11 protein-coding genes are annotated in these 15,362 nt (G+C 62.5%); 4 read left to right on the plus strand and 7 right to left on the minus strand.

The window, feature by feature from the left end:
- The first annotated feature begins 35 nt into the window (after positions 1–35).
- Complete coding sequence (locus tag R1W00_RS05885; protein ID WP_317261799.1) at positions 36–461, plus strand: cytochrome c; 426 nt, start codon at positions 36–38, stop codon at positions 459–461.
- Here the strand turns inward: R1W00_RS05885 and R1W00_RS05890 are convergent.
- Genes R1W00_RS05890 through R1W00_RS05920 form a run of 7 tightly spaced genes read right to left on the minus strand, consistent with a single transcriptional unit; the run spans position 458 to position 10,976 of the window.
- Entirely contained in the window at positions 458–1,561 is a 1,104-nt protein-coding gene (locus R1W00_RS05890; protein ID WP_317261800.1) for a glycosyl transferase family 90, read from the minus strand. The two genes, R1W00_RS05885 and R1W00_RS05890, sit on opposite strands and share 4 nt — an antisense overlap.
- A complete protein-coding gene (locus tag R1W00_RS05895) occupies positions 1,558–3,873 on the minus strand; it encodes a sulfatase-like hydrolase/transferase (protein ID WP_317261801.1) in 2,316 nt (771 codons plus the stop codon). Before R1W00_RS05895 ends, R1W00_RS05890 begins: the two co-directional genes overlap by 4 nt.
- The gene (locus tag R1W00_RS05900; RefSeq protein WP_317261802.1) at positions 3,863–4,579 is read right to left on the minus strand and encodes a hypothetical protein; all 717 of its coding nucleotides are present in this window, start codon (positions 4,577–4,579) and stop codon (positions 3,863–3,865) included. Before R1W00_RS05900 ends, R1W00_RS05895 begins: the two co-directional genes overlap by 11 nt.
- Positions 4,576–5,955, minus strand: coding sequence for a hypothetical protein (locus R1W00_RS05905; RefSeq protein WP_317261803.1), 1,380 nt, complete (start codon positions 5,953–5,955; stop codon positions 4,576–4,578). The genes R1W00_RS05900 and R1W00_RS05905 overlap by 4 nt, the downstream gene beginning before the upstream one ends.
- Positions 5,952–8,324, minus strand: coding sequence for a sulfotransferase family protein (locus R1W00_RS05910; protein WP_317261804.1), 2,373 nt, complete (start codon positions 8,322–8,324; stop codon positions 5,952–5,954). The genes R1W00_RS05905 and R1W00_RS05910 overlap by 4 nt, the downstream gene beginning before the upstream one ends.
- Positions 8,317–10,152: a glycosyltransferase family 2 protein gene (locus R1W00_RS05915; RefSeq protein ID WP_317261805.1), complete on the minus strand. Its 1,836-nt coding sequence runs from the start codon at positions 10,150–10,152 to the stop codon at positions 8,317–8,319. Before R1W00_RS05915 ends, R1W00_RS05910 begins: the two co-directional genes overlap by 8 nt.
- 14 nt (positions 10,153–10,166) lie before the next feature.
- The gene (locus R1W00_RS05920; RefSeq protein ID WP_317261806.1) at positions 10,167–10,976 is read right to left on the minus strand and encodes a hypothetical protein; all 810 of its coding nucleotides are present in this window, start codon (positions 10,974–10,976) and stop codon (positions 10,167–10,169) included.
- 154 nt (positions 10,977–11,130) lie between these two features.
- Here R1W00_RS05920 and R1W00_RS05925 point away from each other — a divergent pair, with 154 nt between their 5' ends.
- The 3 genes from R1W00_RS05925 to R1W00_RS05935 all read left to right on the plus strand — a co-directional run bounded on the left by R1W00_RS05925 (position 11,131) and on the right by R1W00_RS05935 (position 15,355).
- On the plus strand, positions 11,131–12,243 hold the full coding sequence (locus R1W00_RS05925; RefSeq protein ID WP_317261807.1) for a glycosyltransferase family 61 protein: 1,113 nt from the start codon (positions 11,131–11,133) through the stop codon (positions 12,241–12,243).
- A gap of 158 nt (positions 12,244–12,401) precedes the next feature.
- Positions 12,402–14,747: a Tex family protein gene (locus R1W00_RS05930; protein WP_317261808.1), complete on the plus strand. Its 2,346-nt coding sequence runs from the start codon at positions 12,402–12,404 to the stop codon at positions 14,745–14,747.
- An 80-nt stretch (positions 14,748–14,827) separates the two neighbouring features.
- Complete coding sequence (locus R1W00_RS05935) at positions 14,828–15,355, plus strand: DUF2799 domain-containing protein (protein ID WP_317261809.1); 528 nt, start codon at positions 14,828–14,830, stop codon at positions 15,353–15,355.
- The last annotated feature ends 7 nt before the right edge of the window (positions 15,356–15,362 follow it).

A 15,362-nucleotide genomic window follows, 5' to 3' on the forward strand; every position in this document is an offset into this window, starting at 1 on the left:
CCTAGGTTTGATGCATGAAGTGGGGGCAATCCATCATGCGGAATCTGGCGGTTATTCTATGTCTCTGGGCCGGAGCAGCAAACGCGGGCCATGAGATGGAGGGGCGTGATCTGGCCAATGGTCAGGCGCTTTATGCGGACAATTGCGCCGTGTGCCATGGTGCCAATCTAGAGGGCCAGCCTGATTGGCAGAGCCCCGATGAAAACGGAATCCTGCCCGCGCCGCCCCACGACGCGACGGGGCACACGTGGCACCACGATAACGATCTGCTATTTTCCTATACGCGTCTGGGCGGTCAGGCGGCGCTTGCCGCGCGGGGTGTCACCGGGTTCACCAGTGGCATGCCCGGTTTCGGTGACGTCCTAAGCGATGATGAGATCTGGGATGTGCTGGCCTATATCCGGTCAACCTGGCCCGAGCGCGTGCAAGAGTTCCAGAACAGCACGAACCCACCGCACTAAAGGGCGGCGCGGATCCCGTCGACCACGCCCCGCGCGATCCGGTCGCGCAAATCCGCGCGGGCCAGCATTTCACAGACGGCGCGCGCGTTTTGCGCCATCTCTTGGGCCTCGGCGTCGTGGCTGAGGCACCACTCGACCCGCTCATCAAAATCCGACATATCGGCGGCAAAGGGGACGTAGTGCTCCCACGGTTTGAAATGGCCCGAGCCAAAGGTTTCAAACGCGCAGTCCTGCACAAGAGCAAGCGCGCCCGAGCGCAACGACCAATAGAACGACGACCCCACATCCATCCCCCGCAGGACCAGCATATAGCGATAATCGAAAAACGCCGCCTGTGGCATGGTGGGGCGCATCAGGTCGCGCGCATGGGGAACATTGTTCAAATCGACCGAATCCGCGCCGGTGAACCCGACATCGAACCGAGGATCGTTATAGGTGTGGGCGACCACCCGCATCCGTGGGAAGTTGTGAATGGCGCGTTTCAGGCGGGCGTCGTTGATTTGACCACGGGCATGTTTGCGCATCAGCGGCTTTAGGCGCGGCCCCTCGCGGCGCGGATCGCCATAGGGGTCGGGCCGCCCGTTCAGATTACCGCGCCACGCGATTTTGGCCTGTCGGTCGGCCCAGGGGATATCGGGCGCGGGATGGGGGCCCAGAAACCCCGCCGCGTCCAGATCGTGGTAACCGGGCAGGGGCCACAAAATGCGGGACGTATCCCCGACGCGTCGGTTGAAACAGATGACCGGATGGCGCGCGGGGTCGCCTGTCGGGATCAGGTTCCTCAACCGGCGATCCTGCATGTCGATCACCATGTCAAAATCCGCCCCCGCCGCGCGCAATGCGTTCAGGGTGCCAAGGGCCTTGTCCGTATTTACGAACTTGTTTTCATTAACGATTTTTCCGGCATTCAGGGTCCAGCCATTATCCGCGTGCGGCCGTTCGCCCGCCGCGTCCCAGATCAGGGCCGAGCCACTGCTGCCCGCCACCGCCGCCGCGCGCGTGGTGTCGTCGATGCGCAAGGGATGTGCGCCCATATCGCCCAGTTGCAGCGCGATTGACGCGGCAACAAAGTCATCGTCATGGGGCGCGCCCGTGCTCATTCCGTGTCCGGCCCGATCAAGGTGGCGCGCACCGCGTCCACGTCGCGAACGCCGTTCAAAACGATGACACTGGCCCCCAAGGTGATGTCGATCCCATCGGGCGACACGGTGACTTCGGGCTCATCCGGCCAGGCGCTCAGGTCGATGGTGACGCCCGCGTGCCAGTCGGTGATCACCGTCTTGCCGCCGTATCCCACGATATAGCGTGTCTTGCCCGGCCCGCCGGTGATGGTGTTTTCGCCCGTGCCGATGGTCAGGATATCGTCGCCTTCCTCGATCACCATGGTGTTGCGCCCGAACCCTGTGTCGATCTTGGACGTGCCGGGGCCGTCGGTGATCGTGTCATTGCCATAGCCGCCGACAATCGTGTTGTTGCCGGAATTGCCGTGGATCACGTCATCCCCCGTGCCGCCGTCCAGATAGTCCTTGCCCGCGCCGCCGTGCAACGTGTCATTCCCCGCGCCGCCAAAGAACCGGTTCTGGTCTTTCTTGCGCTTGGATTTCGCGATCATGACGTCATCGCCGGTGCCGCCGTGGAACTCTGCGCCGGAATATTTCGGGCCAATCATGCGGTCGCCTCGGTTGCTGCCCGTGACATGGACGCTGACCCGTTCGGAGGTCTCGAATGTGATCGGGCTGTTGGGGTGGGCGACGATGCGTTGCACCTTGGCGGTGCGATCTCCGGTTTCGGCACCGGCCTCATTTCGGGCGACGACCGTGGCGATGCGCACGGTTTCGATATTGGGCGGCACCCGCAGGACATAGTCATCCGGCCCCGCCATATACCACAGGGTGTCGTGGCCGCCGTCCTCATCCTCTTGGATGTTTTCCGCCGCCGCGCCGTAAGCCCAATAGTGGTTATCGCGCTTGCCCCCCGCCATGACGACGCTGCCATCCACGGCCATCATCGCATTGACCCCATCGGCGGGGTTTTCAAACCCGCGCAGGTCCAGCCCGAGGTCCAGCGCCCCGCGCGTCAATTCCTCGCGCAGCGCGTCCAGCGGGCCGGTTTCGACAAGGTTCGTCGTCTCGCCCGGATCGTTCACCACGTCGTAAATATGCTCTTCGCCATTGGGATAGCGGAAATAGCGGTACTGGCTCAGACCCTCGACCGAGGGGCGCACGGACAGGGTGCCAAAGACGCTGCTGATCGGGGATTTGCTTTGGTCATAATCGCCGAACGCGGGGTTGATCAGCGGCAACAGGCTCTGCCCCGACACCCAATCCGCGCGATAGGGCAGACCGGCGAGGTCCATGATGGTCTTGGGGACATTGTGCAGGGACACAGGCGTGACGATCTCCGCGCCGCCCTGCATCTTTGCGTTCCACAGGCCGAGCGGCACATGGGCGGCGCTGTCCCATTGGCTCATCTTATGGAAACTGTCGTGGTTGCCCAGATTAAACCCGTTGTCCGACAGCAGGATCACCGTCGTGTTCTGACCGATGGGCGATTGTTCCAGCGCGTCCAGAAACCGCCCGATCTCATGATCAACATGCGAGCAGGCCGCGAAATAGCCGCGTACCACCTGTCGCCATGCCTCATCCCCCGCCTTTTCCGGTGTCCACTGGCCGTTGACGATATAGGCAAGCTCATAGACCGCCATGCCCGGTTGCGGGCCGGTGAAATCCTCGGCCGCCGCGATCTCGGGCCATGTGATCTGATCGGGGTCGTACATCTGATAGAACCGGTCGGGACAGACCAGATTGTAATGCGGATGTTTGAAACCCAGTTGGATCAGGTGACGGCGGTCAGGCGACAGGGTTTTCAGGTGGTCAATCGCGTTCTGCGCCACCCAGTAGTCGTAGAATTTATTGTCCTGCTCACCCTGATCGTTGGGGTGGTTGACGCCCTCGATCCCCGGACCCTTGTTCAGATAGGGTTTGATGCCCTTGCGCCCACCCTTGTCGGAACATTCCACATCGTGGTGGAACAGGACGCGGCGGTATTCCTCGGGCATGGGTTTGTAATTGCCATCGGTCTTGCCGGTGGTAAAGGTTTCCCATCCCGCGCGGCGCAGGTCGTATTGCCACGCGGCGGTCGGGGGCAGTTCATCGCGCCACAGCCGGTTCAGATCGACCAGACCCGTGCGATAGGGCGAGAGGCCCGTGGCCAGCTCTGCGCGGCACGGCGCGCACAGGGGCACGGTCGCATAGGCATTGGCAAAGCGCACACCGCGCGCCATGAACCGGTCGATATTCGGGGTCTGGATCGTCACGCCAAACGCATTGCGCCACGTGAACACGTCGATCATATCGTCGATCCAGATGACGGCGATGTTGTCGCCCTGAATGCTGCTCGGATCAAATCCCATGGGCGTTCACCTGTTCCTGAAACTGCCAGAGCGCGGCGCGCGTCGTCGCCTGTTCCGGCGCGAAAATATCGGTTTCGGGCCAGAGCCACAGATCGGAAATCGCCGCATGGCCAAGTGTTTTCTTGATCCCCGCACGATCCGAACGGCAGGCGATGAACAGATCGCACAGGCCGCCGGTGATCGCCCCCGTCTGGGCCATCTTGACCGGCGCACCGCCATTCACTGCCATCTGAACGCCGGTCTGACCGGCCTGACACAGAACCATGTCAAAGGGCGCGGCAGTTAGGGGCTGGGTCAGGTCACTGTCCCCGTCGCGGGTGGCGAGGCGCACCTCGCCGACTTCACCGGATAGGAACAGGTAATCGCGCCCGTCCTGCGGGTTCAGGGTGAACAGGGTGCCCGCCCGCGCGCCGTGAAACCGGTGAAATAGGATCGCCACGGATACCGATGTGCCGACCGCGATCCCCTCGGCCGCAAAGCCGCAATTGACCCCGTCCGTCGTGACCATCACCGCACGGCCCGCGATGGTGTCCGCGCGGGCGTTGCCGTTGTTGGGTTTCGCGGGGCGCGCGCCATTCCACGTCTCGCCCAGATCGCGCGCGGTGAAATAGGTCGCGCCCAGATCGCCGACCTCAACCACTGGCGTGGGGGTATCACCCGTCAACAGGCATCCCTTGGGCAGGTCGATGTCGATAAATAGGCTCATCCATAGACCCCCAGTTCGGCGGGCAGGGCCCATCGGCGCGCACCCACATAGGCGTCGCTGGCCCAGTCATCGCGCACCGCGCCCGCCCGCCCATAGGCATAGCGCAGTGTGATGTCCCCGCGCGGCAGGGCATCCGACAGCGTTATGATCAGGGCGCAAGGATCGTTCGGGTCGCGCGCAATGCCGGTGATCGCCGCGCCGCCCGTGTCACCCATCAGGTCAAACCCCGCATCCGCCCCCGCGCCGAACGGGTCGTCCGCATCGACACAGACCGGTGACAGGCCCGCAAATCGCACGGTGATGCGCGTGCGCCGCTTGTCCGTTTCGGCCAGAACGGGGATCGGGCATTGCCACCCGTCGCCCGCGTGCATGGCGTCAATCGCCGCCGCCTCGACACAGGCACGGGTGGCCAGACCGGCGGGGGTCAGGCGGTGATGGCGGTCGGTGTCAAACGCGTAACTGGGCCCCGTCACGATGTACGAGGGGCTGGGCGGGCGCAGGGCCAGCGCCCATTGCGCCGCGATCCGGTCGGGGACCGATCCGTCGAACATCGTGGTGATGACCGGCGCAGAAAACCCGCGCGTCCAGAGGGCATTGTCGATCCGCGCAACCAAATCCCGCATCGCCGACTCAAACGCGCCCAGCGGTGTCAGGACATCCTCGCGCAGGTAGTCGATCCCGATGGCCAGAATGCGGGCGGGTTTACCCATGGTGTCGGCAACGGCACTGAGGTTTCCAATCGCCGCCATCAGGTTGTCATAGGCGGGACCGGTGGCAAGGTCAGACAGGCGCGCGGCGTCATCGCTCTCGCCACGGGTATAGATCAGGGGCAGAGCGCGCATCGCACGGTGGCGCGCGGTGACATAGGCATTGGCAATCGCGCTGTCCAAGGTCGCCTCGGGCAGGTGATCGACGGTTGCTATGGGCGCGGCGGGGGACAGACCGGCATGGCCGCTGGCCCCGATGTCATCATCCGCCGTCACCACATGATAGGGAAAGCGCACCGCGCCCCCATTACCAAGCGCGCGCCGCGATCCGCCAATGGAAAACAGACCCCAGACCGGACCGCCGGTTTCGGCAATCACCGCACCGCCCGCATGGGCGCGCCGGTATCCGCGCGGCCCGTCCGTGCCGGGCAGGCGCGCCTGAAACAGCATCCAATCCCCGATGTCACGCAGGTCCCACGCGTCCACATCCCCAAGACAGGCCGCGTCGATATAGGCGGGCGCACCAGTCGCGCCGAGGCGGCGGCGCAAATCCGCGACCACCTCATCGGACAGGCGCAGGGTTAGGCCGGTTTCATCGGCGCGGATCACATCCCCGTTGCGCGCACGCAGGATCACGGGCCGCGTCGTGTCTTCGCCCTTACGCGTCACGATGTGACACCGGTCAGCGCGGTGAAGGCCATCGCGCGGCTGCGCAGACGTTCGACCGTGTCGGAAAAGTCATCCGCGTTCAGGCGCAGGGGGCCGTTTTCGATGCACTGCAACTTGGCCCAGGGGAAGACCGCCGCCGCCTCGGCGATCTTGGCCGCGCGATTTTTGCGCACCTTATCGGCGGGAATATGCGGGGGCAGTTCGATCACGTTCTTGATCAGCCACGCATGCGGGTTCCCAAGCGCATTCGCCTGTCGCAGGACTTCGGCCTCACAATCGGTGATCGAGGGGTTCTTGTGGACCTCGACCGCACCTCCAAGACGCGGAATGCCGACGGCGTCACAAAAGGTGTCGATGCTGTCCTTGTCCTTGTCAAAGTGAATACGCGTGGTGTTTGCGGCCCCGAAGCAGTCGGCCAATTGCGTCTCCATCCCGTCGAAATCGGTCAGGGTCCGGCAATAGTCCGTGTCGAAAAACGCGTCATAGGTCAGGGGCGTTTGCCACAGGTTCAGCGCGGTTTCATGGGGCAAAAGGCGCTTGTTCCGGCGGTTCTGGATCGACTGGATGTAAAAGCTGCGCTTCCACGCGTCCAGATCACGGTCAAACAGGACCAGATCGACGGAATGGGGGGCCAGGGCCGCCCGTGCGGCGTCGCGCGCCGGTTGTGACAGGCCGGGCAGTTCGACGAACAGGCTCTCATCCGAGAGGATCACGGTGTTACAGACCGCGGGCGTTGCGTTCAGCGCGTGGATCAGCGCATCCGTTTGTCCACCCGCGCGCAGGTCCTGAGACATCCACGTATGGTTCAGGTCCTGCATCGAAATCTGGTCGGTCGGGTAATGGATGCCGGCCGCACGGTAGGCGTCCGCGTTGGCGTAAAGATGCGCCTGAATGGAGGATGTGCCGGTCTTGGGCAGGCCCACATGCAGGATCACGCGCAGATCGCGCCGTGTGCTGATGGGCGCGGGTGCAGGGACGGGGGCAAAGACCCGTTTGGCCAATTTTTTATGCCCCAAGCGCACAGCGCGCCGCTCCATCCGCTCGCGGTAGCCGTCCGAGGCGTTGCGCCCCTTGCGCACCGCCGCGCGCAGATCGCGCCGCGTGGCCGTGCCCGCCAGAAACTTGGCCAGCGTGTCCTTGACCCCGTTATAGAGCATCCAGCTTAGGATATGATGTCTTGCGCAATAGACCGGCAGGGCATGCGCGGGCAGGGCGCCCTTGATTAGGCGGGCGTGCTTGCGGTCCTCGGCATGGACCGGATCATAGGCAAGGGTATACTCCACATCCGCCGACACATGATCGTCCAGCCGATAGCGGAACGCCCCAAGGCGCGCGGCATGCGGGGCATAGCGGTTTTCAAACGGCACCGCCGCAGGATCAATCGAATACTGGGGGCACAGGGCCAAGGCGCGCTCGGCCCCGACCGCGCCTGCGCCCAAGAGCGCGCCATAACCGCCCATGGACGATCCATAGGTGATCTTGGCCCGACCGGTTGTTGCGGCGCGGATCGCCTCCATCGCGGCGAAAAAGTCGGGGGTCTGGTACCAATCGGGGCTGTCGTTTTCGATATGGACGGCCGAGAGACCGCGTTTGGACAGAAACCCGTGGCCCCAACCCGCATGACCACGCCCCATCGGATGGACCAGATCGGGGAATGAGACGACCAGTTGGTCCGAGCCACTGTCGATCAGATGCGCGCGGATGCCGTCACCATCAAAAAGGGGCGTCGGGGTGCCGGTTTGGACCACGGGGGCCTTTGGTGCGGGTTTAGGTTCCGGTTTCGGGGCCTGTTTGGCGCCTTTGACCTCGGTCTTGCCGACGTTCTTGCGCGGAAAGGGCGGCACGAAATCGGGACCCAGAAAGGTGATCAACTCATACCAGCCATCGCCGCGTGTCAGGTCCATCTCCAGCAGCTTGCCCGGACGATCCGCGAAATAGGCGCGGATCTTGCGGTTCTGTTCGATGTAGATGTCCTTGATGCGGGCCTCATGGCCCTCCATCTGGTCAACCCCGTACATCCAGTGGCGCAGGGGTGTGCTCTTGTTGTGAAAGAAGTTCACAAAGCTTTTCAGCCAACTGTCGGCGTCACGATGCACCACGATGAACTTCGCATCGGGGAAGGCGCGGTCGAGATCCTCATAAAAGAACGGCAGGGGGCTGTCCTGAATGGCGTCGACCTCTTCCATCCGCTCAATGATGTGGTTCAGGATCACCTCGCGCGCATTGGGCGCGGTCGGGTCGAGGATCTTGTTCAGGCTGGTATAGACCTCGGCCACCCGCAGACCCAGCGATTGCAGCGCATGATCCAGCGAGGTCGTGCCGGTTTTCTGGAACGAGACGATGAAAATCTTGCGCCCGTGCTCAAGCATCTGCCGCCCCCGCAGTTGCCGACGGGGCCATGGTCATGGCGGGTTTGATGTCAAACACGATCATGCCGCGATCTTCCCAATTCTCGTTTCGCACAAACCCCTTGGGGGCAAGCGCATCGGCGTATTCCGCCGCCTTTTCCGGTGTTTTATACAATTCTTCGGGCAGAATAACACGCCGCAACCGCCCAAGGGGGGTGTTCGCCAGAACCGTGGGGGAAATGGTCGGGTCACAGACGCGCAGGACGGTCGGTTTGTAATCCGCCATCATCGCCGCAAAGCCTGATGCCTGATCGTCGCCATCAGTGGCAAAGCACAGCGGCCCGTCGGTCAGTTTCAATCGCGCGCTGTCCTCAAGGTCATTCAGGGCCACGATGTCACGCGCAAACCGCAACAGGTCGCTGCGTTGGAAATTCACCATGACGGTGACTTGCGGCAACATCTGAAGGGCGTGCATCCCGACGATCCCAAGCTCGCCCCCGATGATCAGCAAGCGATCGGGATTATCGACCAGCGTCGCGATATAGCGCATGTGACGGCGCGCGTATTTGCCCGCCGCGACGCGCTCTAGCGCATTGGGTCCGAACACGGCCGCGTCCACCGGCATTTTGACACCGTGATTAACGACGATCTCGATATGATCGCGCGCCTGCGGGTGCACCGGCGCGGGCAGGAAATCATCGTCCCAGCCCGCCACAACGGGATTGCGCCGCTCGGTCTTGGGTTTGTCGGCGACCTGCTGTTCGACCTCGCTCATCAATGCGGCGATCTTGGCCGGATCGCGGGGTTTCGGGGGTTTGGCGGTCACATCGGTGATCGGGACCTTGGACGCTTCGATCAGGCTGGATTTCAGGGTCTCATAGGCCTCGGTCTGTTTGAACTCGTCCAAGCGCGCCTCAAGCCGGTCCAGCGCCGCAAAATGCAACCGGTTCAGCACCGGATCCTTAAGGAGTTCCGCCATGATCTCGGCCCGCTTTTCGGAGTGGCGCAGGATCGCGGTATCCTTGACCTCGTTCCGGTCCTGCAGGGACCAGTAATCGGCGTTGTACTTGTCTTTCTTGTTGTTCACGTTGCCGCGGAATTTACGCACGGCATAGGCGTCGATGCCCTTGACCGCATAGTGGTTCATCTGCGCCCAGTTATAGCCGATGGTGCGCCGGATCGAACGCCAGCCGCGGAACTTGAAATAGTCCTCCATCTGAACTCCCGACCCGTTTAGCCATTTGACCTCATCAGGGAAACCGGTTTTCAGATGGCGGTTTTTGATCTTGGGACGGTGGATGCCCAGCTTCCAGTAGTCGGGATCGAACTTGAACAGGGTTTTCACACCCCAGCCAAGGTTCCAATGCGCGGGCGCGGCATAGAGGTATTGTTCGGTCACCGGATCGCGGGACCAGTCGACCACATGGCCCGATCCGAAAATCCGCCATGTGATGACGATGCCGTTTGCCCCTTGGGCCACCGCATCGTCCAACATCCCGTCCATGGTGCCCGAGGGGTGGTTGATCGACAGGAATTCATCGGCGTCAAACACCAGAACCCAATCGGCCTCTTGGACCTTGGGTTCGGCTTGGGCGTATTTCAGGGCCGAAGGTTGCGGCTTGATCCCCTCGGGGATGTCATTCCTGCGGTGATAGCCAAGGCCAAGCTCTTCCAGCCGGATGAGCATATCATCCGTCCCGTCGGAACAGTCGTTGGTGTAGACCAGAATATCGGTAAACCCCACTGCCAGATGGTGCGCAAACCATTCCAGCAGATAGGGTGCTTCGTCCTTCATCATCGACACCGCCATGACGGTGCCGTGCGGGCTGACGTGTTTTTGCAGGTTCATACCTTGGTCAGGGATCAATCCAGTGCAAGCGTCGGGTCGATGCCGGTCTGCTCGCACATACGGGCGGCATAGCTACCGGCAAGGGGCGGGTTCTTGCGCCACCACGGTTTGGTCCCGTTGGTATAGAGATGGACCGAGACGGTGGCGTCGGTGAAATGGCCCTCTACGTTACAGTAGGGACCGTAGAAAATGTCGTTCAACTGGAACGGCACGGGGTAGAGGACATCAGGCGTCATCGCCTTGTCCATCAATCCGGCCTTGTTGACGTAATGGGTAAAGGCCTGCGGGCCGAACGCTGTGCGCTCGGTCTTATAAATCGCGGCGCCGTGGCTGAACTTGCCGGCGATGCGGTCCATCTTCTTGCGCTGGTTCTTGTTCCACCATTCGGGATAGTCCGGCAGGTTGTCGTAGTAATCCAGCAGCATATCCATCAGGTCGCAGGACTGGGGTAGGCCCACAACGCCACAGTTCAGCGCGCCGCGCATGCCGTGACCGGCAAACACATAGTCCCATTCGTCGGGAAACGGTTTGTGGCAGAAGGCATCGCAATCAATCCACAGCGCGCCGGTCTTCTGGATCATTTTGTAACGGAACACATTGGACAGAAAGCTGGCCGAGGTGTCGTTCACCAGTTCCATGTCGATATCCATGATTTCCGACGCGGGACGGATTTCCACACCTTCGGGGGCGTTGGTCACATTGTCCGTGCAATAGAGCGTCGTGGGATGCCCGTGCAGGATATGGGACTTGAGGCACAGCTGGTTCAGATAGTTCAGCTTTTCCCCGATCCACAAAGAGGCGACGGGACGGCGGGTAAGGGTCATGGAAATCTGCCTGTTGGTGATTGCTTTTGTGTGAATATACGGGGGGATGACCCTATGACACAAGCGTTAGCAAGGCGTGATCAGAGGGAATTCTGCGACTTGACGCGCCATGAACACTAGAGGACGTTAGACGCGTTGAGCGAACAGGTGTTTTATGGCTTTTGACCCGCAGGTGCCCTTGGCGCCGCGCATTCAGGTTTTAGAGAATGCGATCGTTGTTCCCTTTGGCGCGGGCAAGCGCAGTGGCGTCCGTCGTCCCGGAGGGGTCTATACCGCCGATGGTGTGTTTGTAGACGACAGCACCTGTTACCGGACCTCGGATTTGGCCACGATTGCCAAACCCAAGGGCAAGGCACCTGAGCCGGTTGAGCATCTTAAGGGCACGCATCTCTATGGCGGGTTGTTGTATCAGCATTTCGGGCATTTTCTGGCCGAGAGCACAGGGCGGTTCTGGGCCCTGAACCACGTGGATATGCCCGTGGACGGCTCGGTCTTTCTGCCGAAAAAGAAACTGACATGGCCCAAACGCTATGCGCGGCCCCTACGGGGATGGCTGGCGCATTTCGATCCGGTGCTCGCCAATGTCCAAGCGCCGGTTGAGCCCGTGTCGGTTGAGCGTCTGATCATCGCGCCACAGGGGTTTGGCACGAACGATATGATGTGGGCCTGTCCCGAATATCGCGACTATGTCCACGGCCATTTCGCCAAAGACATTCCGGCGGCGGGTGCGCAGAAGGTCTATATCTCGCGCTCCAAGCTGTTTTCCAAACGCGGCCGCTATTTGGCCGAAGCGCGGATCGAGCAGTTGCTGATGGATGAGGGCTATACGATCTTTCATCCGCAGGCCGAACCGCTTGAGGTGCAGATCGCCAAATACAAGGCCGCGACGCATATCATTTCCAGCGACAGCTCGGCCCTGCACCTTGCGGCGTTTTTCATGGGCGGCGAGGATCAGATCGCGATTGTCAAACGCCGCCCCGGTCGGATTTTCGAGGACTTTCTGTGGCAATTCGAGAGCTTTACCGGCAAGCGACCGGCGGTGATCGATGCGTTGAACGGCACGGCCTACCGGTTTGAAGGCACGGGTGTAGGGCAGACGAGCGAGCTGTTTACCGAACTGGACATCAGGGCGCTGGGCGCAGAGCTTGGCGCGCTGGGCTTTGTCTCGGCCCCGTCGAAATGGCGCAACCCGACGGCCAAGGCGTTGGCCGAAGAGCGCGCCGATTGGGCCGCGCGGGCCGAGCGCGCATTGGAACCTGTGGCCTAACGTTCCATGCGTTGGTGGCGGCGGGTCAACGTCGCGCCTGTGGCCCGCGCCGCGCCCCCGCCGCGTTTTGACGTGGTTCGGCGTGGGGGCTGTCGATCGGCTCTTGGCCTTGGCGATGGCGCCAGATACAACAGGAGTCCATTTCGAACGGAGGCCAAATGGATCGCATTTCCCAGACCATCGCGACGGAAATCGGGGCCCGTCCCCAGCAGGTGAACGCGGCGGTTGCCCTGTTGGATGAGGGCGCGACGGTGCCCTTTGTGGCGCGCTATCGTAAAGAGGTCACAGGCGGCCTTGACGACACACAACTGCGCACGCTGTCGGATCGTTTGTCCTACCTGCGCGAGTTGGAGGCGCGGCGCGCGACGATCCTGCAATCGATCACCGATCAGGGCAAACTGACCGATGATCTGGCCAAGTCGATTGCGCAGGCGGATACGAAATCCGCGCTGGAAGACATCTATCTGCCCTATAAACCCAAGCGCCGCACCAAGGCGATGATCGCGCGGGAAAACGGGTTGGAGCCGCTGCTTGAGGCCATTCTGGCCGACCGCAACGCCGATCCCGAAGCCTTGGCCGCCGGTTACATCACCGAAGCTGTGCCAAGCACCAAGGACGCCCTGAACGGCGCACGCGATATCCTGTCCGAACGCCTGTCCGAGGACGCGGGGTTGTTGGGCGATTTGCGCGCCTTCATGCAGGACAACGCCTATGTGGTGGCCAAACTCGTCGAGGGCCAAGAGGCCAAGGGCGCGAAATTCTCGGACTATTTCGACCATCGTGAGCTGTGGAAAGGCGTGCCGTCGCACCGTGCGCTGGCCATGCTGCGGGCATCCAATGAGGGCGTGATCACCGTCGATATCGCGCCGGACCCCGAAACCGGCGCCGCGCGCGCCGAAGAGATGGTTGCGGCGCGCCTGAACGTGCGGGGCAGTGGCGCGGGCGATCAGTGGCTGCGCAAGATGGCGGGCTGGACGTGGCGGGTGAAACTGAGCCTGAGCATGATGCTGGACCTGATGGGCGACATGCGTGCCCGTGCGCAGGAAGAGGCGATTCAGGTGTTTGCACGGAACCTCAAGGACCTGTTGCTGGCCGCGCCTGCCGGATCGCGCCCGACCATCGGTCTGGACCCCGGTATCCGCACGGGCGTCAAGGTCGCGGTGGTGGATGCCACGGGTAAGGTTCTGGACACAGACACGATTTATCCGTTCCAACCCAAGAACGATACACGCGGCGCACAGGACACCCTGATGCGTCTGATCGCGCGTCATGGGCCCGAGCTGATCGCCATTGGCAATGGCACGGCAAGCCGCGAGACCGAGCGTTTGGTCGGTGATGTCATCGCCATGATCCCCAAGGGCCACAAGGCCCCGACCAAGGTCGTCGTGAACGAGGCGGGTGCGTCGGTCTATTCGGCGTCCGAACTTGCGGCCAAGGAATTCCCCGATCTGGACGTGTCTCTGCGTGGGGCCGTGTCGATTGCACGCCGGTTGCAGGACCCGCTGGCCGAATTGGTGAAAATCGAACCCAAGGCCATTGGCGTCGGCCAATATCAGCACGACGTCGATCAGCACCGTCTGGGCCGCGCCTTGGCAGCGGTGGTTGAGGATGCGGTGAACGCGGTCGGGGTGGACCTGAACACGGCGTCGGCGGCGTTGTTGTCGCATGTGTCTGGCCTTGGGCCGACCTTGGCCGATGCGATTGTGGCGCACCGCGATCAGGCGGGGGCGTTCCGCTCGCGCAAGGATTTGCTGGGTGTGGCGCGTCTGGGTCCCAAGGCGTTTGAGCAATGCGCGGGGTTCCTGCGCATCCGCGACGGCGAGGAACCGCTGGATGCCTCATCCGTCCACCCCGAGGCCTATGGCGTCGCGCGCCGGATCGTGTCGGCCTGTGGGCGCGACATTCGTGCATTGATGGGGGATACGGCGGCGCTGCGCTCGGTTAAGGCCGAGCAGTTCGTCGATGACACCTTTGGTCTGCCGACCGTGCGCGATATTCTGGCCGAGTTGGAAAAGCCCGGTCGTGACCCGCGCCCGACGTTCAAAACCGCGACCTTTGCCGACGGGGTTGAAGAGATTTCGGACCTGAAACCCGGCATGACGCTTGAGGGCACGGTGACCAACGTCGCGGCCTTTGGCGCGTTTGTGGATATCGGCGTGCATCAGGACGGTCTGGTCCATGTCAGCCAGCTTGCCGACCGGTTCGTCAAAGACCCGCACGAGGTCGTCAAAACCGGCGATGTGGTGCGTGTCCGTGTGACCGAGGTCGACATCCCGCGCAAACGCATCGGTCTGACAATGCGCAAGGACGGCGGGGCCTCGGCCAAAGAGGAGCGTAACGCCCGTGATGCGGGCCCGCGTGGAAACGGCGCGGGTCGTGGCAAGGGTGGCCCGCGCGGCGGTGGTCCCCGTGGCGGTGGCGCACCGCGTGGGACTGGCGGGAATGCTGGCGGGGGCAACGGGGCACTTGGCGCGGCGTTGCTGGACGCGATGCGCAAAAAATGACCTGCCTTTGGCATTGACGATCAACACCGGATCGGGCCCTATGGCGGGGCCCGATTTTGTTTTTATTTCAGGGGTCTGCGATGCGTTTCGGAATTTTATTGGCACTGCTTGCGGCGATGGTCCTGTCATCCTGCGCGACCCTAAGCGAGGATGAATGCCGCGCCGGAAACTGGCAGGCGATTGGTCAGGCCGACGGGGCCGCAGGGCGCGATCTGAACTATGTCGATCAGCACGCCGAGGCCTGTGCCGAGTACGGTGTCGCCCCCGATGTGGCCGCATGGCGGGCGGGGCGTGAGGCGGGCCTGCCGCTCTATTGTACGGTCGATAATGCCTATTCCCTTGGCCGGTCGGGCGTGTCGATGCGCGCGGTTTGTCCCGCGCAGGCACAGGCGGACTTGACCCAAGCCCACCGCCACGGCATGCGCTATTACGACCTTGGGCGCGAGATATCGGAACTTGAACATCGTCGGTCTGAGGTCCTGCGTGACCTTGGCACATTGGCCCCCGATGACCCGCGTGTGGGCGCATTGCGCAGCGAGTATAGCCGGTTGGGGTTGCAGCTGACCCTATTGCAAAGCCAACAGCGTCTTTACGCGAGCTATCCGTGATAAGGTC

Origin of the sequence: Rhodovulum sp. FJ3, from assembly GCF_032918305.1 — a bacterium.
GTDB lineage: Bacteria > Pseudomonadota > Alphaproteobacteria > Rhodobacterales > Rhodobacteraceae > SAT37.